This window comes from Streptomyces sp. NPDC046859, assembly GCF_040645135.1.
Taxonomy (GTDB): Bacteria; Actinomycetota; Actinomycetes; order Streptomycetales; family Streptomycetaceae; genus Streptomyces.
In genome coordinates this window covers 31,084-49,267 of the sequence record NZ_JBEYXR010000020.1, presented here as the reverse complement: position 1 = coordinate 49,267, position 18,184 = coordinate 31,084, and the positions used below count along the sequence as shown (strand labels likewise).

At 71.4% G+C, this 18,184-nt stretch carries 14 protein-coding genes and 2 pseudogenes; 6 read left to right on the top strand and 10 right to left on the bottom strand.

The genetic code is table 11. The features are described from left to right. Window positions 1-119 precede the first annotated feature (119 nt). Both ABZ899_RS26355 and ABZ899_RS26350 read right to left on the bottom strand, forming a co-directional pair. Window positions 120-3,407, bottom strand: a complete 3,288-nt coding sequence (locus ABZ899_RS26355; protein ID WP_361350574.1) for a GH92 family glycosyl hydrolase — start codon at window positions 3,405-3,407, stop codon at window positions 120-122. A gap of 183 nt (window positions 3,408-3,590) precedes the next feature. After that, the gene (locus ABZ899_RS26350; RefSeq protein WP_361350572.1) at window positions 3,591-4,163 is read right to left on the bottom strand and encodes a TetR/AcrR family transcriptional regulator; all 573 of its coding nucleotides are present in this window, start codon (window positions 4,161-4,163) and stop codon (window positions 3,591-3,593) included. Window positions 4,164-4,302: 139 nt separating this feature from the next. Between ABZ899_RS26350 and ABZ899_RS26345 the strand changes: the two genes are divergently transcribed. After that, the gene (locus ABZ899_RS26345) at window positions 4,303-5,040 is read left to right on the top strand and encodes an SDR family oxidoreductase (protein WP_361350570.1); all 738 of its coding nucleotides are present in this window, start codon (window positions 4,303-4,305) and stop codon (window positions 5,038-5,040) included. Between the two features lie 17 nt (window positions 5,041-5,057). On the opposite strand, the gene ABZ899_RS26340 is transcribed toward ABZ899_RS26345, so the two are convergent. Together ABZ899_RS26340 and ABZ899_RS26335 are read right to left on the bottom strand one after the other, a co-directional pair. Then, on the bottom strand, window positions 5,058-5,750 hold the full coding sequence (locus ABZ899_RS26340) for an SDR family NAD(P)-dependent oxidoreductase (protein WP_361350568.1): 693 nt from the start codon (window positions 5,748-5,750) through the stop codon (window positions 5,058-5,060). A gap of 606 nt (window positions 5,751-6,356) precedes the next feature. Then, window positions 6,357-7,190, bottom strand: a complete 834-nt coding sequence (locus tag ABZ899_RS26335; RefSeq protein WP_361350566.1) for a helix-turn-helix transcriptional regulator — start codon at window positions 7,188-7,190, stop codon at window positions 6,357-6,359. Window positions 7,191-7,296: 106 nt separating this feature from the next. On the opposite strand from ABZ899_RS26335, the gene ABZ899_RS26330 reads away from it, so the two are divergent. Next, on the top strand, window positions 7,297-8,166 hold the full coding sequence (locus ABZ899_RS26330; protein ID WP_361350564.1) for a GyrI-like domain-containing protein: 870 nt from the start codon (window positions 7,297-7,299) through the stop codon (window positions 8,164-8,166). 285 nt (window positions 8,167-8,451) lie between these two features. Here the strand turns inward: ABZ899_RS26330 and ABZ899_RS26325 are convergent, their stop codons facing one another. Next, on the bottom strand, window positions 8,452-9,198 hold the full coding sequence (locus ABZ899_RS26325) for an SDR family oxidoreductase (RefSeq protein ID WP_361350562.1): 747 nt from the start codon (window positions 9,196-9,198) through the stop codon (window positions 8,452-8,454). Window positions 9,199-9,458: 260 nt separating this feature from the next. Between ABZ899_RS26325 and ABZ899_RS26320 the strand changes: the two genes are divergently transcribed. Continuing rightward, a complete protein-coding gene (locus ABZ899_RS26320) occupies window positions 9,459-10,880 on the top strand; it encodes a sugar porter family MFS transporter (protein ID WP_361350560.1) in 1,422 nt (473 codons plus the stop codon). Window positions 10,881-10,902: 22 nt separating this feature from the next. Here the strand turns inward: ABZ899_RS26320 and ABZ899_RS26315 are convergent. The 4 genes and pseudogenes from ABZ899_RS26315 to ABZ899_RS26300 form a co-directional block, all read right to left on the bottom strand. Next, window positions 10,903-11,278: pseudogene (locus tag ABZ899_RS26315) on the bottom strand (lipoate--protein ligase family protein); the annotation flags it as partial. A gap of 253 nt (window positions 11,279-11,531) precedes the next feature. Beyond that, complete coding sequence (locus ABZ899_RS26310) at window positions 11,532-12,971, bottom strand: gamma-aminobutyraldehyde dehydrogenase (RefSeq protein ID WP_361350558.1); 1,440 nt, start codon at window positions 12,969-12,971, stop codon at window positions 11,532-11,534. Window positions 12,972-12,987: 16 nt separating this feature from the next. Beyond that, window positions 12,988-13,389: a nuclear transport factor 2 family protein gene (locus ABZ899_RS26305; RefSeq protein ID WP_361350557.1), complete on the bottom strand. Its 402-nt coding sequence runs from the start codon at window positions 13,387-13,389 to the stop codon at window positions 12,988-12,990. Window positions 13,390-13,467: 78 nt separating this feature from the next. Beyond that, window positions 13,468-15,003 (bottom strand): cytosine permease, encoded by a 1,536-nt coding sequence (locus ABZ899_RS26300; RefSeq protein ID WP_361350555.1) that lies wholly within the window; start codon window positions 15,001-15,003, stop codon window positions 13,468-13,470. Window positions 15,004-15,106: 103 nt separating this feature from the next. On the opposite strand from ABZ899_RS26300, the gene ABZ899_RS26295 reads away from it, so the two are divergent. Continuing rightward, window positions 15,107-16,558, top strand: a complete 1,452-nt coding sequence (locus ABZ899_RS26295) for a PucR family transcriptional regulator ligand-binding domain-containing protein (RefSeq protein WP_361350553.1) — start codon at window positions 15,107-15,109, stop codon at window positions 16,556-16,558. Between the two features lie 9 nt (window positions 16,559-16,567). Here ABZ899_RS26295 and ABZ899_RS26290 read toward each other — a convergent pair. Then, window positions 16,568-16,756: pseudogene (locus tag ABZ899_RS26290) on the bottom strand (hypothetical protein); the annotation flags it as partial. Between the two features lie 96 nt (window positions 16,757-16,852). Here ABZ899_RS26290 and ABZ899_RS26285 point away from each other — a divergent pair. Both ABZ899_RS26285 and ABZ899_RS26280 read left to right on the top strand, forming a co-directional pair. Further along, a complete protein-coding gene (locus tag ABZ899_RS26285; protein ID WP_361350551.1) occupies window positions 16,853-17,863 on the top strand; it encodes an RNA polymerase subunit sigma-70 in 1,011 nt (336 codons plus the stop codon). Then, window positions 17,860-18,180 carry a hypothetical protein gene (locus ABZ899_RS26280; protein WP_361350549.1) on the top strand — a complete coding sequence of 107 codons (321 nt, stop codon included), beginning with the start codon at window positions 17,860-17,862 and terminating at the stop codon, window positions 18,178-18,180. Before ABZ899_RS26285 ends, ABZ899_RS26280 begins: the two co-directional genes overlap by 4 nt. Window positions 18,181-18,184: the final 4 nt, after the last annotated feature.

The following is an 18,184-nucleotide window of genomic DNA, read 5'->3' as shown; positions in this document are numbered from 1 at the left end:
GCGCCCGCCGGGGCCGGGCAGGCGCCCGGAAGATCCGTGTCCGGGACCCCGGGACGGCCGTACGCCCACCCCGGCGGCCGTCACGGCGGCGCCGCCGGGGTGGGCGTGGGGATCGCGCTCTATCCGAGCGTCAGCGCGTAGATCTGCACGCGCGGATCGTTCGGCAGGCCCACGGAACGCACCGTCTTGGAGCCGTCCAGCTTCGCGGACGTCCCGAAGAGGCGGACCGGCGGGCCGTCGACGCCCTGGCCGTGCTTGATGCGGTGGGGCATCTCCAGGGCGACGGTGCTGCCCTGCGGGGTCGATCCCGCCCAGTCGCCGACGGTCACCGGCACCTCGGCGGTGCTTCCGTCGGTGTAGCGGACGGTGAGGGCCGTGGACACCGGGCCGTGGTGGGACGCGGCGACCAGGCGCAGGGTGCCGTAGGAACCGGACGGGAGGAGCATGGCCTGGCCGCGGGTCTCCACGAAGTTCGCGGCCGTCCCCGACGGGTCGGGAGCGTCATAGGCGACCCCGTCCCAGACGACCGGGCCGGCCTTCGGCAGCAGGCCGGCGTCGTAGCTCCAGCCCGCTCCGTCGAAGTCGCCCTCGTCGGGGGCGGCGACGGTCGCGGTGCCGTCGTGGTTCGCCTCCTTGCCGAGGTCGACGGCGCACACGTCTCCGGCGCCCGACGCGCAGTTCGCCGCCGCGCGGACCTCGACGGTCGCCGTGCGCTCCACGGCTTTCACCCCCTTCGCGGCCGCCGTGATCCGCACGGAGTACGTGCCCGGCGCGGTACCGGCGGGCACCTCCACGTCCACCGTCGCCGTGCGCTGCACCGGAAGCCGGTGCGAGGCGAGCGAGAAGGACGGGGACGTCTTGACGGTCCAGCCCTTCGGGGCCTTCGCGTCGACGGTCACGCGCAGGGTGCCGGGGGACTGGCCCAGCACGTCCAGCGGGAGGCGGACGCTCTGCGCGCGCTCCGCCGTCGGCACCACGTCGGCGCTGGTGCGCAGTGAGGCGTCGAGGTGCCGACGGGAGTCGGCCGCCGCACGGTTCACGGACGGCGGCTCGGACGCCTTGGCCGTGCCCCACGCCGACGGCTTGCCGGTCATGGCGAAGGACAGGTCGCCGCCCTGGGCGACCGCGTCCCAGTCCAGCCAAGTGGCCCGCAGGTTCTTCCCCTTGAACGTGGCCCGCTCGACGTAGCGCCGGCTGTCGCTCGCGCCCGGCGCCTCGACGGTCAGCGTGCCGCCCTGGCTCCTGCCGTACGCGCCGATGCGGATGACCGCCGACGGGAACTGCGGGCTGGACACCGCGAGGAAGCCGCCGCCGTTCGTCGTCGGGTACAGGCCCAGCGAGGAGAAGACGTACCAGGCGGACATCGTGCCGAGGTCGTCGTTGCCGGTCATGCCGTCGGGCCCGTCGGTGAAGAGCGTCATCGCGGCACGGACGACGGTGGCCGTCTTCGCGGGCGCGCCCGCCCACAGGTACATGTACGGGGAGTGCAGGTCGGGCTCGTTGTTCGGGTTGTAGGTCGGCTTGCCGTAGTAGTCGTACGGCGCCGAGATCCAGTCCTCGCGGGCGGTCCTCGCCGGGTCCGCGAGCAGCTTGTCGTAGGCGAAGAAGGCGTCGAGCCGCTTCTCGGCGGCCTTCCTGCCGCCCATCAGGGACACCAGCCCGGCCGGGTCCTGGGGCACCAGCCACTGATACTGGTAGGCGCCGCCCTCGTGGAACTGGTGGCCCGCCTCGACCGGGTCGTAGGGCGTCAGCCAGGTGCCGTCCTTCGTGCGCGGCCGGAACTGCCCGGTGGAGGAGTCCCACAGGTTGCGGTACCACTGGCCGCGGGCCGCGAACATCCGGGCGTCCGCGGTGTGTCCGAGGCCCTTCGCCATCAGGGCCAGCGACGCGTCCGCCGCCGCGTACTCCAGGGTCGCCGACGCGGGATGGACGCAGTCGTTGTCACCGCCCTTGTCGGCGCAGTCCTTCCCGAGCTCCAGCCCGCTCGGGACGTAGCCGCGCTCCTGGTAGGCGGCCACCCCCGCACGGCCGTTGTAGGGGGAGCCGTCCGGCGGCGTGCTCGTCGCGTTCTTCCGCAGGAGCGCGTACGCCTCCTTCTCGTAGCCCTTCAGCAGGCCCTTGGACCACGCCTCGACCAGGAACGGGGTGACCGGGTCGCCGGTCATGATGTTGGTCTCGCTGTTGGCGAGCGACCAGCGGGGCAGCCAGCCGCCGTCCCGCCCGATCGCGACGACCGACAGGGCCACGTCCCGGGCGACCTTCGGCTGCAGCATCTGCAGCAACTGGTTCTGCGGCCGGTGCGTGTCCCACAGTGACAGGTTCTGGTACGGCGTGAAGTCCGACGCGGTATGCGTCTTGCCGTCGAAGCCGGCGTACCGGCCGTCGACGTCCCCGGCGAGGTTCGGGTGCAGCTGGGCGTGGTAGAGCGCGCTGTAGAAGGCTCGTTGCCGCTCCGCCGGGCCGCCGGCGACCCGGACCGTCTCCAACTGCCGCTCCCAGGTGGCCTGCAGCGCCGCCCGGGTGGCGTCGAAGTCGTAGGAGTCGCCCGTCTCGGCCTTGAGGTTCCTGCGGGCGCCCTCGACACCGGTGTACGACAAACCGACCTTGACGACGACGTCCCGGTCGGTGCCGGCGTCGAAGGTCACCCAGGCGCCGTTGCCGCCCTCACCGGCGGCGTCGCGCTCACCGGGGGCCGGGGTGCCGCCGCGCCAGGTGCCGTGCGAGGCGAACGGCCGGTCGAAGGTCGCGGTGAAGTAGACGGTGTGCCGGTCCTTGCCCGCGCAGAAGTTGCCCGCCTCGACCCGCCCTTCGACGGTGCGGTCGCCGACGACGTGGACCTCCGAGCCGTACACCCGCTGGTTGGCCTTGCCCGTGTTGAACAGGACGTTGGCGCGGCCGGTCGACGGGAAGGTGTACCGCTGCCAGCCCGTGCGGGCCGTGGCGGTCAGCTCGGCGTCGATGCCGTACGTCTTCAACCCGACGCGGTAGTAGCCCGGTTCGGCGTCCTCGTCGTCGTGCGAGTACGTCGAGCGGTAGGCGTCGGCGTCCACGCGGTCGACGGCTCCGGTCGTCGGCATCAGGGGCAGCTCGCCCATGACGGAGCAGCCGACACCGGAGAGATGGGTCTGGCTGAAGCCGTAGATCTTGTCCTGCTGGTAGTCGTAGCCGCCCTGGCCGCCAGTGTCCGGGCTGACCTGGACCATGCCGAAGGGGGCGCTCGCGCCGGGGAAGGTGTTGCCGAAGTTCTGGGTGCCGATGAACGGGTTGACGAGCGAGGTCAGCGGGCCGGTGTCTGCTCCGTCACGCGCGACGGCCGGCGCCGGGCTCAGGGCGGCGCCGGTGACGAGCAGCGCGGCGAGCACCGTCGACGCGCGCTCACGTAGTCGATGGTGCAGAGGTCTGTGCATGGGAGCGGTCTCCTGTTCCTCGGCCACGTCCGTCACGTCGAAGTCACCTCTCGTTGCGCGCGCTTGACCGGCGACCAGTGGCACCCGACTCGATCGGTGGGGACTAGATCACGCTGCTGACATCGTTGTCAATGGTTCTGACAGAGATGATGACGAGCGGGATCGGGGCGCGTGTCCTGTCCGTCAGGCGCCGACCGTGAGGCCGTCCAGGGTGAGGTCGAGCAGGCGCTCCGCCTGCTCCCGGTGGTCCGCGCCCGCCGAGGTGTAGGCGATGCCTTCGAGGGCGGCGGCCACGTCGGACGGCCGGATGTCGCCGCGGATCGCCCCCGCGGCCCTGCAGGCGTCCATGAGGGAGGCGATCGCGGCCTGGATCAACTCCCGGCTGTGGCCGTACGGGTTGGCGCCGGTGGCGGCGATCGAGCGGAGCGCGTCGATCATGCCGTACTTGGCGGTGACGTAGTCGAGGAAGAGGCGCGTCCACGCGTGCAGCGCGTCCATGGGCGCCTTCTCGGCGAGCAACGCGGGCGCGGCGTCGCAGAGTTGTGCCACCTCGTTGCGGTAGACGGCCTCGATCAGGGCCTCGCGGGTGGGGAAGTGGCGGTACAGCGTCGCGCTGCCCACCCCCGCCTCCTTCGCGATGCGTTCCAGGTGGGCGTCCAGTCCTTCCGTGGTGAACGCGCGCACGGCGGCGGTGAGGATCTTCTCCCTGTTGCGCTGTGCGTCCGCCCGCAGCGGCCTCCGCGTTCCGTCGCCCATCAGTGGTCGTCCTCCCTTTCGCGAGCCCTCACTTGTTAAACGGGGGCGCCCCCGCTTAGGCTGGATGAACCGGAGGCGCCCCCGGTTAACTGTAGGTCACATGGCGTGGCCTGCGCACACCCGCGAAAGGACGCTGATCATGTCGGGTATCGAGGGCAAAGTCGTCGCCATCACCGGAGCCAGCAGCGGTATCGGGGAGGCGACCGCGGCCCACCTCGCCGAGCGGGGCGCCCGGCTGGTGCTCGGAGCACGGCGCGAGGACCGGCTGAACGCCGTCGTGGACGGCATCACGGCGAAGGGCGGCACCGCCGTCGGCGTCGTCGTCGACGTCACGCGCCGCGAGGACCTCCACCGCCTCACGGACACGGCTGTCGAGCGCTACGGCCGTCTCGACGTGCTCGTCTCCAACGCCGGGACGATGGCCGTCTCCCCGTTCGACGACCTGCGCCAGGACGACTGGGACTCCATGGTCGCCACCCACATCACCGGCCTGCTCAACGGCGTCGGGGCGGCCCTGCCCGTCTTCCGCCGGCAGCGCGCCGGCCAGTTCGTCAACGTCGGCTCCACCGCGGCGCACGTCGTCACCAGCCCGCTGGCCGTCTACGCGGCCACCAAGACGGCGGTGAAGGTGCTCACCGAGGGCCTGCGCCAGGAGTCGGGACCCGACCTTCGGGTCACCCTCGTCTCGCCCGGCTTCACCCACACCGAGGGCGTCGGCAAGGGGGGCGCCCCGGAGGTCGCGGCCGCCCTGGTCAAGCAGCGCGACGAGATCGCCATGCCCCCGTCGGCCGTCGCCTCGGCCATCGGGTACGCCATCGAGCAGCCCGAGGGCGTCGACGTCGGCGAGATCGTCGTCCGGCCGACCGCGCAGGCCTGATCACGCCTACCGGGGGCTCACCAGGGAAGTTCGCCCGACCGGTCGACGAACCGTCCCGTCGGGCCGTCCGCGCCGATCGTCGCGAGGGCCACGATGGACTCGGCGCCCTCGGCCACCGTGTGCCCGACACCGCCGGTGAAGTCGGTGGCGGTCTGGCCGGGATCGGCCGCGTTGACCCGGATGTCCTTGAGTTCCTTGGCGTACTGCGTGGTGAGCATGGTGACCGCGGCCTTCGACGCGCTGTAGAGCGGCAGGGCGTACCGCGACTCGACGCGGTCCGGGTCCTGGGTGAGGCCGAAGGAGCCCATGCCGCTGGACACGTTGACGATGACGGGGTTCGGCGAAGTGCGCAGCAGCGGCATGAACGCGTGGGTGACCCGGACGATCCCGACGACGTTGACCTCCAGCACCTCCCTCACGTCCGCCGCCGTGTACTCCTCGACGGGCCCCACCCGGCCGAGGACCCCGGCATTGTTGATCAGGACGTCGATCCCGCCCTCGTGCGCGGCGACGTCGGCGACGGCGGCGTCCACCGAGGCGTCGTCCGTGACGTCGATCCGGACGAACCGTGCGCCGACCGACGCGGCGGCGGCCCGGCCGCGCTCCGGGTCCCGGGCGCCGATCAGGACCGTGTGTCCCGCCTCGACGAGACGGCGTGCGGTCTCCAGACCGAGGGACTTGTTGGCTCCGGTGATGAACGTCGTGGGCATGCTGGTTCCTCCGCTTCGGGCCGGCACGGTGGTGCCGGGGTCACGGAGTCGATCCTGCGCTTCCGGGAGTGCAGGCGGGAGCCACGGCTCTTCCTGGTACGGCGCGTCCCACCCTCGCCGCCCGCCGTACGGCAGTCCTCACTTCACGTGGTCCAGCCGGAGCGCGATCCCGGTCAGGCCGCTGAGCACGCGCCGCCCCACCCGCCCTGACGGCGGCGGCGCGGCGCGTGCCGGTGAACGAGCGGGCCTCGTACGTGGAGGACATGCCGAGCCCCTCGCCGCGGAAGGACGCCCCGGTCCAGTCGGCGGCCGTCACGTTCTCCGGCGGCTCGGCCAACTCGGCCCCAGCGACCAGGAACTGCTGGTCGATATGGCTGGGGCTCAGCGTGGCGAGCGGGTCCACAGGTCGTTGCCCGTGGTGACGACGAGGTCCGGGCCCATGTCCCATGGCCCGTGTGAGGGCGGCCCTCGGCCTGCTCCCCCTCGCGGTCGCCGTGAGCCCGATCCTCCTACGCCGGGCAGGCGCGCGGCGCAAGGAACGCGAAGCCGCCCGCGTACGGGAGGCCGTGGAACGGGCGCTGCGGGAGGTGCAGGGCGCCCGGACCTTCACTCCAGAGCGGCGGACATGTTCTGCAGGCCCACCGCGCCGAGCAGGTCGAGCTTGCTCCGGGCGTCGGTGCCCGGCTGCGGGGTGAACACCACGAGACGGAGGTGGTCCTCCAAGGTCAGGACGTTGGACAGCAGGGCGATGTCCCCGACCTCCGGATGGGCCACCCTCTTGTGCGCGCTCTCGTGCCCGCCGACCGCGCCGCGGCTCCACAGCTCGCGGAACCGCGAACTGCGGCCGAGCTTCGCGACCAGCGCCTCGACGTCCGGGTCGTCGGGGTAACGGCTGGTCGTGGCACGCAGGTCGGCGATCAGGGATGCCTCGAACGCCTCCCGTTCGGACGGCGACTGCCGCACCCGCGGCAGCTCCGCCAGGAACTGCGACACCAGCACATTGCTGTCCTCGGCGTCACCCACCGCGCTTTCCCCGAACGTGGCCGCGAACAGCGGGTTCCCGTACAGGAGCTGCCAGATGGCGTCGTAGACCGCCACCGGTTGGGCGGCGAGCTGGTCCATGATCCGGTACACGCCGGCCGGGATGAGCCGCGGGATACGGCCGGGGTCGGCGGTGTGACCGGCCAGGCGCAGCAGATGCGCGTGCTCGTCGTCGGACAGCCGCAGGGCACGGGCCAGCGCCGAGCACACCTGTGCGGAAGGGGTCGCCACCCGTCCCTGTTCGAGCCGGACGACGTACTCGACGGAGATGCCGGCGATCATGGCCAGCTCGGCGCGCCGCAGCCCCGGCACCCGGCGCCGCGCCCCGTTCGGCAGTCCCACCTCCGCCGGGTCGAGCCGGTCCCGCCACGCCCTCAGCGCGTCACCAAGTCGGTTCATGGCCCCATCTTGCGCCAGACGCCGGGGCCGCATGATCGGATCGGACCGCAACGATCGGGCGCGGCCGGAGTGCCCGCTGCCAGGTTTGTCCGTGAAGGGAGACCTCATGATCTCGGCACTCAACCGGCTCGTCGACGAGGTCGAGCGGCGCCTCGGCGAGGAGCTCGACATCGGCGGACTGGCCGGTGAGCTCGGTACGACCGAGTACCACCTGCGCCGGATGTTCTCGTCGCTCGCCGGCATGCCCCTGTCGGAGTACGTGCGGCGGCGCCGCATGACCGTGGCCGCCGCGGACGTCGTCCGGGGCGACGCCGACCTGCTGGACATCGCCGTCCGGCACGGCTACGGCTCCAGCGAGGCGTTCGGACGCGCGTTCCGGGCGGTCCACGGTGCCGGACCCGGCGAGGTACGCCGTGACGGAGGTCCCCTGCGCACACAACCGCAGCTCAGGTTCCGCCTGACCGTCGAAGGGAGCACCCCCATGGACACCCGTCTCGTCGACCGCCCCGCGTTCCGGCTCGCCGGCCATGCCGCCCGCGTCCCGCTCATCCACCAGGGCGTCAACCCGCACATCCAGCGGCACATCGCCGCACTGCCGCAGGAGGAGCACGCTCGGCTGAAGGCCCTCAGCGACACCGAACCGGCCGGCCTCCTGCAGGTCAGCCACGACGTCGACCCGAACGGCACGGAGGGCAGCGAGCTGACCTATCTGCACGGTGTCGCGCTCGCCCGTGACACGACCGTCCCGGACGGACTCGACGTCATCGAGGTGACGGCGGGGCTGTGGGCGGTCTTCCGGACCAGTGGCCCGCATCCGCAGGCGCTGCAGACCACCTGGGCGGCGACCGCGACCGAGTGGTTCCCGTCCAACCCGTGGCGGCTGCGGACGGGACCCTCGATCGTGGCCGTCCTGGACCGCGCGGCCGACTTCAGCACCGCGACCTGCGAGCTGTGGCTGCCCGTCGAGCCCGCCTGACCACCGGCGACGCCCGTGTGAACGGCTGAACGGCTGAACGGCTGAACGGCTGAGGCGCCGGACCGGCGGAATCCGTCGGCCCGGCGCCTCGGACGCGACCTAGGGCCTTTCGTTTGGATCAGCCCGGCTGTGGCCGACGGGACATGGTGACGTGCCCGAGCGGGGTCTGGTGCGTGCGGCTGCAAGGCGGAGGAGGGAGTCGACGCGGAGTGTCGGCGAGTGACGACAACGCCGCAGATGCGCGTGCCAGGCCCCGCGACGCCGGGATGATCCAAACGAAAGGCCCTAGGCCTGCCGCTCGCTCCACTGAGTCAGAGAGGTCGCGCCGATCGACGCGTCCGGGCCGGGCAGCAGGTCGGAGTCCTTGAGGGTGGCGCCCCAGTACTGGCCCTGCGGGTCGGTCACCACCGTGCGCGGGTCGCCGTGCACCGCGAGAGCCCGTCGGATGAAGTCCTCCAGGTCGAAGGTGTCCGGTCCGGCGACCTCGACGATCCCGCCGACCGGCGCACCCACCGCGGTGCGGGCCACGGCCGCCGCCACGTCCCCCGAGAAGATCGGCTGGATCCTGATGGGGGCGACGGACACCGTGTCGCCCTGGGTGGCCGAGTCCGCCAGCCCCTGGGCGAACTCGAAGAACTGCGTGGCCCGCACGATCGAGAACGGCACGCCGGAATCCCGGATCATCTCCTCCTGCGTCTGCTTGGCACGGAAGTAGCCGGCCTCCTGCAGCCGGTCGGTGCCCACGACGGACAGCGCCACGTGATGGGACACCCCGGCCTCGCGCTCGGCCTCCAGTTGGTTGGCGGTGGAGCGGCGGAAGAAGTCCAGCACGGCGTCGTCGGCGAACGACGGGCTGTTCGTGACGTCGACGACGACCGACGCCCCCTTCATGACCTCCGCCAGGCCCTCACCCGTCAGCGTGTCCACTCCGGTGCTGGGCGAGGCGGCCACCGCCTCGTGCCCGCGCCCGGTGAGCTCGGCGACCACCTTGGAGCCGATGAGCCCGGTCCCACCCATCACTACGACCTTCATGGATCTTCCCTTCCGTTCGCGGCGCCGTCCGTCTGGTGCGGCACGGCTCCGGCGACGACTGCTTGCACCCCTACTGACCGGGCGGCCCTCCCGTCTGTGACAGACCCGCGAAGCGGCCGAGGGAGGCGGCTGATTCCAGCGTGACCCAGCTCAGGCATATCGGCGCGCGCAAGGGGCAACGGATAGAAGCCCTGCCGTTGATCACTCCCGTGATCACCGTCCATCGCCCGGCGGCTCTGCCGGCGGCCCGAGGAGCTCACGTGTCCAGCACCGCGTCCCCATCACCCCGGTCAGGAGCCTCCACGGCTCATCCCGAACATCTCGGGCACGTCATCTTCATCGCGGCGGCGGCCGCGATGGGCGGCTTCCTGTTCGGCTACGACAGCTCCGTGATCAACGGTGCCGTGGAGGCCATCCGGGACCGCTACGACATCGGTTCGGCCGCACTGGCCCAGGTCATCGCGATCGCGCTGATCGGCTGCGCCATCGGCGCGGCGACCGCGGGCCGGATCGCCGACCGCATCGGGCGTATCCGCTGCATGCAGATCGCCGCCGTGCTGTTCACGCTCAGCGCCGTCGGCTCGGCGCTGCCGTTCGCGCTGTGGGACCTCGCCTTCTGGCGGATCGTGGGCGGCTTCGCGATCGGCATGGCGTCCGTGATCGGCCCGGCCTACATCGCCGAGGTGGCCCCGCCCGCCTACCGCGGGCGTCTCGGCTCCTTCCAGCAGGCCGCGATCGTCGTCGGCATCGCGATGTCCCAGCTGGTCAACTGGGGTCTGCTCAACGCCGCGGGAGGCGACCAGCGCGGCCGGCTGATGGGGCTGGAGGCCTGGCAGGTCATGCTCGGCGTCATGGTCGTCCCGGCCGTCCTGTACGGCCTGCTGTCCTTCGCGATCCCCGAGTCGCCCCGCTTCCTGATCTCGGTCGGCAAGCGGGAGCGCGCCCGGCGCATCCTGGCGGAGGTCGAGGGAGAGGACGTCGACTTCGACGCCCGGATCTCCGAGATCGAGGCGGCGATGAGGTCCGAGCACAAGTCGTCGTTCAAGGACCTGCTGGGCGGCTCGTTCCTCTTCAAGCCGATCGTGTGGATCGGCATCGGCCTGTCGGCCTTCCAGCAGTTCGTCGGCATCAACGTGGCCTTCTACTACTCGTCCACGCTGTGGCAGTCGGTCGGCGTCGACCCGGCGGACTCGTTCTTCTACTCGTTCACGACGTCGATCATCAACATCGTCGGCACGGTCATCGCGATCATCTTCGTCGACCGGATCGGCCGCAAACCGCTCGCGCTGATCGGCTCCGTCGGCATGGTCGTCGGCCTCGGCCTGGAGGCGTGGGCGTTCTCCTACGACCTGGTCGACGGCAAGCTGCCCGCCACCCAGGGCTGGGTCGCGCTGATCGCCGCCCATGTGTTCGTGCTCTTCTTCGCCCTGTCGTGGGGTGTGGTCGTGTGGGTCCTCCTGGGCGAGATGTTCCCCAACCGGCTGCGCGCCGCCGCCCTGGGCGTGGCCGCGGCCGCGCAGTGGATCGCCAACTGGGCCATCACCGCGAGCTTCCCGTCCCTGGCCGACTGGAACCTGTCGGCCACGTACCTGATCTACACGGCCTTCGCCGCGCTCTCGATCCCCTTCGTCTTGAAGTTCGTCAAGGAGACCAAGGGCAAGAAACTGGAGGAGATGGGCTGACGGCCCGCGCTCCCCGGCGCCGTCAGGGCACCCGGGCCGTCCACTCGGGCGAGGAGAACCTGTCGCGTGCGAGCTCCTGCGCCAGGGCGAGTTCGGCGTCCGTCACCTCGCCGTCGGTGAGGCCGTAGCGGTGCCGGAAGGAGTCGACCATCCCGGCGATGACCTCGTGCCGGGGCAGACCGGTCTGCCGGCGCAGCGGGTCCACCCGCTTCTTCGCGCTCGTGCCCTTGTCCGACATCTTCTCCCGGCCGGTGCGCAGCACTTCGAGCATCTCGTTGGCGTCGATGTCGTAGGCCGTGGTCACGTGGTGCAGGACGGCCCCGGGCCCGCCGTCGGGCCCACGAGCCGCTTCTGCGCGGCCCGGCGATCTTCCCCTGCTCGGTGGCGATGTCGTTCAACTGGGGCAGCATTTCGTCGGCGGATTCCCGTGGAGGGCTGCCTTTTCCCGTCCTTGGGCAGCACGGGCCGGTGTCGGCGCCCACGATGGGCGGACACGAACGGAACGGGACATGGGCCGCCCGGTGTCCGGGACAACCGCCCGATCCGGTGCCGGGCAGGAGGCGGGCGAGGAGCTGCCGGGTGTCGGGGTCGGTGGTGTGGACCCGTCGGCCGCCCCGGGACAGAGCGGGGCGGCCGACGAGTTGTCGGACCTCAGAGCGACGTCATGACGTGCTTGATCCGGGTGTAGTCCTCGAAGCCGTATGCGGAGAGGTCTTTGCCATAGCCGGACTTCTTGAACCCGCCGTGCGGCATCTCGGCGACGAGGGCCATGTGGGTGTTGATCCACACACAGCCGAAGTCGAGGTTCTTCGACATCCGCATCGCCCGCGCGTGGTCCTTGGTCCACACCGAGGAGGCCAGCGCGTAGTCGACGCCGTTGGCGTACCGCACGGCCTGGGCCTCGTCCGTGAAGGACTGGACGGTGATGACCGGGCCGAACACCTCGTTCTGGATGATCTCGTCGTCCTGCCGGAGGCCGGAGACCACGGTCGGGGCGTAGAAGTAGCCCTGCTCGCCGACCCGGTGGCCGCCCGCCTCGATCCTGGCATGTTCGGGAAGGCGCTCGATGAAGCCGCTGACCTGGGCCAGCTGGCCCGCGTTGTTCAGCGGCCCGTACAGCACGTCCTCGTCGTCCGGCAGCCCGGTCCTGGTGTCGGCCGCGGCTTTGGCGAGGGCGGCGACGAATTCGTCGTGGACCGTCTCGTGGACCAGGACGCGGGTGGCGGCCGTGCAGTCCTGTCCGGCGTTGAAGAAGCCGCCGATCACCAGGTCCTCGACCGCCTTCGCCAGATCGGCGTCCTCGAAGATCACGGCCGGGGCCTTGCCTCCGAGTTCCAGGTGGACCCGCTTGACGTCTTTCGAGGCGCTCTGGGCGACCTGGATGCCGGCGCGTACCGAACCGGTGATGGACGCCATCGCGGGGGTCGGGTGCTCCACCATCAGACGGCCGGTCTCACGGTCGCCGCAGACCACGTTGAAGATTCCGCGGGGCAGTGCCAGCTCCTCCAGGACACCGCCGATGATCTCGGCGATCAGAACGGTGGAGGCCGGGGTGGTGTCCGAGGGCTTGAGGACCACGGCGTTGCCCGCCGCGAGCGCCGGGGCGAACTTCCACACCGCCATCAGCAGAGGGTAGTTCCATGGCGCGACCTGGGCGCACACACCGACCGGCTCGCGGCGGACGACAGAGGTCATTCCCTCCATGTACTCGCCGGCCGAGCGGCCCTCCAGCATGCGCGCCGCGCCCGCGAAGAAGCGGACCTGGTCGATCGCGGGGGCGAGCTCCTCACTGCGGGTGAGGTGGAGCGGCTTGCCGGTGTCCCGGCTCTCCGCGGCGACCAGTTCGTCGGCCCGTGCCTCCATCGCGTCGGCGATCTTCAGCAGTACCCGCTGCCGTACGGACGGTGTGGTGTCACGCCAGAGGGGGAACGCCGAGGCCGCGGCCGCCATCGCGGCATCCACGTCCGCGGGCCCCGAGAGCGGGGACGTCGCGTAGACCTCACCGGTGGTGGGGTCCACCACATCGAGCGTGCGGCCGTCCGAGGCGTCCGCGAACGCACCGTCGACGTAGTTGCGGAAGGTGGTGCTCATGGAACGTATCCCCTGCTCAGGTGGCGGTACGGGCGGACAGGTGCTCGTGGACGGCGACCCAGCGGCCGTCGTCGTCGCGGGTGAAGACGATGGTTTCGCGTTCGTGGACCGTCTCCTCGCCGGTGTGGGTGGCGACCCGGGTCTCGACGTCATGACTGAAGACGGCTGTGTCGCCGAAGTGCTGGATCAGTTGTGCGGACGAAGTGCAGCCCAGGATCCGGAAGCCGTCCTGTTCCACCCACTGCTGCCACAGCGCCCGGTACTCGGCCGTGGAGCCGAGCCTCTGCGGGGTGGTGTGGAAGACGAAGGTCGCGTCCGGGGCGAATGCGCCGAAGTAGTCGTCGAGACGGCCTTCGGCGAAGGCGGCGACAAGCGCGTCCGCAGCGGTCCGGACCTCCTGGACGGTGGTGGTGCTCATGCACGGCTCCTGGTCACGGGCGTTCGGCGGTCGAGGCCGGAACGCGAGGCGTTCGGTCACGTAGGTGACGGCGGGGCCTCACTGGGCCACGGCGGGCTCGGTGACGGTCTCTCCGCTGTCACCGGTGATCGGCGGCACCGGGGCATCCGACGCCCGCACGAATCGGGGCCCGGCCGGTCCGTACACGGCGCGCGGTTCGGGGAACACAGCGAGCAGGGCGAGGTAGAGCACGACCGCGAGGGCGAGGCCGACCGGCAGCGAGATGTCGGTGCCGCCCGCGAGATCGCCGAGCGGGCCGACGAACTGGCCGGGCAGGTTGGTGAAGAGAAGCGCCACGACGGCGGAGACCAGCCAGGTCGACATGCCGCGCCAGTTCCAGCCGTGCGTGAACCAGTAGCGGCCGCCGCGCTGACGGCGGTTGAAGACCTGCAGAGCCTCCGCGTCGTACCAGCCGCGCCGGGTGACATAGCCGAGCGTCATGACGATCATCCACGGCGCGGTGCAGGTGATGATCAGCGTGGCGAAGGTGGAGATGGACTGCGCGAGGTTGAGCGCGAAGCGGCCGGCGAAGATGAACGCGATGGACAGGGCACCGATGAAGAAGGTGGCCTGGACGCGGCTGAAGCGCGTGAAGACGCTGGAGAAGTCGAGCCCCGTGCCGTACAGGGACGTCGTGCCGGTGGAGAGGCCGCCGATCAGGGCGATCAGGCAGAGCGGCAGGAAGTACCAGCCGGGTGAGATCGCGAGCAGTCCGCCCACGTAGTTGGGGGCGGCAGGGTCGACGTACTTCTCGGCCTTCGCCGCGATGATCGACGCGGTGGCCAGGCCGAAGAGGAACGGCAGCAGGGTGGCGATCTGGGCGAGGAACGCGGCCCCCATCACCCGGCGGCGCGGCGCCCCGGCCGGGATGTAGCGGGACCAGTCACCGAGGAACGCGCCGAAGGAGACCGGGTTGGAGAGCACGATCAGCGCGGAGCCGATGAACGAAGGCCAGAACAGCGGGTCGGCCGTGGAGGCGAAAGTTCCTGCGTAACCGGGGTCGAAGTCGCCCACGAAGGCGAACGCGCCGAGCACGAAGAGGGCCGACGCCGCCAGCACCGCGATCTTGTTGACCAGCAGCATGAACCGGAATCCGTAGATGCAGACGACCAGGACGAGCCCGGCGAAGATCGCGTACGCGATGCCGTAGGTCAGGTCCGACTCCGGGACGTGGACGAGCCGGTGCGCGCCGCCGACGAGCGCGTCCCCCGAGGACCACACCGAGATCGAGAAGAAGGCGATGGCGGTGAGCAGGGAGAGGAACGAGCCGACGACCCGGCCGTGCACGCCCAGGTGCGCGGAGGAGGAGACCGCGTTGTTCGTGCCGTTGGCGGGGCCGAACAGCGCCATCGGGGCCAGCAGGAGCGCACCTGCCACGAGACCGAGGACGGTCGCCGCGAGACCCTGCCAGAAGGAGAGGCCGAACAGGATCGGGAAGGCGCCCAGCACACAGGTCGCGAAAGTGTTGGCACCGCCGAAGGCGAGCCGGAATAGATCGATCGGACGGGCTGAGCGGTCCTTGTCCGGGATCCGCTCGACACCATAGGTCTCTATCTCGGTTATCGAGGCCGTCATGGGTGCTCCATCTTCCGGTCATGCACAGGCGACGGTGCACAGTGTGCGGCCCGCGATTGACCAGCGACAATTGTGTCTGCCACAGAGCCGTACGCTGTTTTGTGTGGCAAGCGACAAACTCACCGTCGGCGATCTGCTCTCCTTCCCGGCGCTTCAGCTCTCCGTGAAGGCCGGCAGCGCCGGTCTGGACCGGTCCGTCTCCTGGGCGCACGCAAGCGAGCTTGCCGATCCCACGCCCTGGCTCCTGGGCGCCGAGGTGATCATGACGGCGGGCCTGGCGGTCCCCCGTACCGCGGCCGGACAGCGCGCCTACGTGGAGCGGCTGGACGACGCCGGAGTGTCCGCTCTCGCCCTCTCCGCGCAGCTGCACATGCCCCCGCTGCACTATGCGTTCTTCCAGGCGGCGGAGGAGCGGGGCTTCCCGGTTCTCGAAGTACCGCTCGCCGTCCCGTTCATCGCGGTCGCCCAGGAAGTCGCGGCCGCGGCCCAGGAGGACGCCCGGTACCGGCTGGGCGCGCAGCTCCAGGTCTTCGGCGCGCTGCGCTGGCTGGTCGCCGAGGATCTCGACACGCCCACACTTCTGCGCCGTCTCGAAGCCCTGTCGGGTTACGACGTCTATCTCTGCACACCGCAGGGCCACCCGCTCCTGCCCGGTATTCCCGTGCCGGATCCCGCCGTCCTGCCCGCTTCCACCGACGCCCCGCCGACGATCCCCGGGGGCTTCGTCCTCCCGGTGCCCGCGCCCGGCGGCCCGGCGGGCTTTCTGGTCGCATACGAGCGTCAGGGCGCCCAGCCCGCGGGACTCGCCGTCGTCCAGCACATCGCCACGGTGGCGGCGCTGCGGCTGGCGATGATACGCAACGAGCGCGAGACGCTGCGCCGCGAGGGCGCGGAGACACTGGCCGAACTACTGCAGGAGGCGCTCGACCCGGAGGTGGCGCGCCGCCGGCTCGCCCGGCACGCCATCGAGGGCGACACCGTACTCCTCGTAGTGCGCCACACCACCGACGAGGCGCTGCTGTCCTGCCTGCAGGACCGACCCCATCTGCTGCTCACCCGAGGCGAGGACCGCTACGTCCTGGGGCCGTCGGAGCTGGCGGTGGCCGTCGGTGAGCTTCAGGCCGGGGCAGCCGGGGTCAGCCGCACCTTCCTGCCGGGCGCCGCGCTGAAGGTCGCCCAGCGCGAGGCGCTCTGGGCGGTCGCCAAGGCCGTGGAGTCGGGTCGCCCCGTCGTCCGGTACGGCGACGACTCGACGGGCCGGTGGCTGCCCGACGACCCCGCTGCCCTGACCGCGCTGGTCGAGTACGTGCTTGGTGCGGTCCTGCGCTACGACGAAACCCATGACTCGCAGCTGCTGGTCTCCGCCCGCACCTGGATGGAGCGCGACCGCCGCACCGAGACGGCCGCGGCGGCGCTCCACATCCACCCCAACACCCTCGCCTACCGGCTGCGCCGTTTCGGTGCTCTCGCCGACCGTGATCTGACATCGACGGGGGCTCTGGCCGAGGTCTGGCTGGCGATTCAGGCAGCGGGGGCGCTGGGCCTGACCGACTGAGCACGTTCGGGGCAGGACCCGGTCGATGCGGCTCGCCGAACCGGCTGCGTCGGTGTCGGCGGGCGCGCCGTCGAGAGCCCGGTCGACCGCGTGGAGCGCCTCGTCCGGCTCCAGGAAGACATCACCGGCGACCTGCGGGTGCCGCCGCAGCCGTCCGCCACGGGGTGGCCCGGGGTGTTCCCGCGGCGGAACCGGCAGGCGACGCCCCGCGACACGGACCACGCCGGTGATGAGTTTTCGTGCCCGCGCCCGTCACACGTACGACGGGACACGACGAGGCGGAAGGACGACGCGATGAGTGCCGACACCCGGCTGGAGAAGGACCTGACCCCCCACGGGCTGGGCGAGATCGGGGAGCCGGCGTTCGCGGGCCTGGCGGAGCGGCACCGGCGGGAGCTGCACGTGCACTGCTACCGGATGCTCGGTTCGTTCGAGGACGCCGAGGACACCGTGCAGGAGACGTTCCTCCGTGCCTGGCGCCGCCGGGAGACCTACGAGGGACGGTCGACGTTCCGGGCCTGGCTGTACCGCATCGCCACCAACGCCTGCCTCGACCTGCTCGCCAAGTGCCGCCCGGAACCGGCGACCCGCGGTGAGGTGCCCTGGCTGCAGCCCTACCCGGACCGCCTCCTCGACGAACTGTCCGCGGACGGCGCCGACGAGCCGGAATCGGTGGCCGTCGCCCGCGAGACGATCGAGCTGGCCTACCTGGTCGCCGTCCAGCATCTCGCGCCGCGCCCCCGGGCCGTGCTGATCCTGCGGGACGTGCTGGGCTGGCCGGCCAAGGAGGTCGCGGAGTTCCTGGGCGACTCGGTGAACTCCGTCAACAGCGCCCTGCAGCGGGCCCGCGCCGGTCTGCGGGAGCACCTGCCCGCCGAGCGCCAGGACTGGACCGGCGGCGAGGAGGACGCCGGGACCCGCGACCTGGTGCGCCGCTTCACCGAGGCCAGCGTGGCCACGGACATCCCGGCGCTCACCGCGATGCTCCGGGACGACGTCCGATGCTCGATGCCGCCCACGCCCGGCCTGTCCGTCGGCCGCGACACGGTCGTGAACAGCTGGATCGACGACGGCTACGACGGCATGAAGGGCCTGCGCCCCATCCCCACGGCCGTCAACCGCCAGCCCGCCGTCGCCTACTACCTCTGGCGGGAGCGGGAGAACGCGTACCTGCCGCTGACGCTCGACGTCCTGCGCATCACGGGCGGGGCGATCACGGAGATCACCATCTTCGACGGCGACCAGTTCCCGCACCTCGGACTGCCGGACCGCCTTCCGGCGGACGGTACGGAACAGTCCCGGTGACCGGCAGGCAGAGGGAGTCCGCGGTCTCGGCCGCGGCGGTCGCGCAGACGGATCCGCTGCGCCGCCCGGGCTTCGACGCGAAGGACGTGGTCCTCCTGGCCCACTGCCTGGAGGACGCCGGCCTGGTCGTCCGCGCCCCCGACCCGCGCGACCGGGGGTCGTGGGCGGGCGGGGAGACCGTGGAGCGGTGCGCGACGCCGGCCGGGCGAGCCGACGCGGAGCCGCCGGCACCGCTCAGTGAGGCGGAGGGCCGGCGCCGGACGGAGCTGCTGACCCGGGTCCACGAGGGGTGGCCGTCCCGCCCTCGCGAGCGGTGATCCC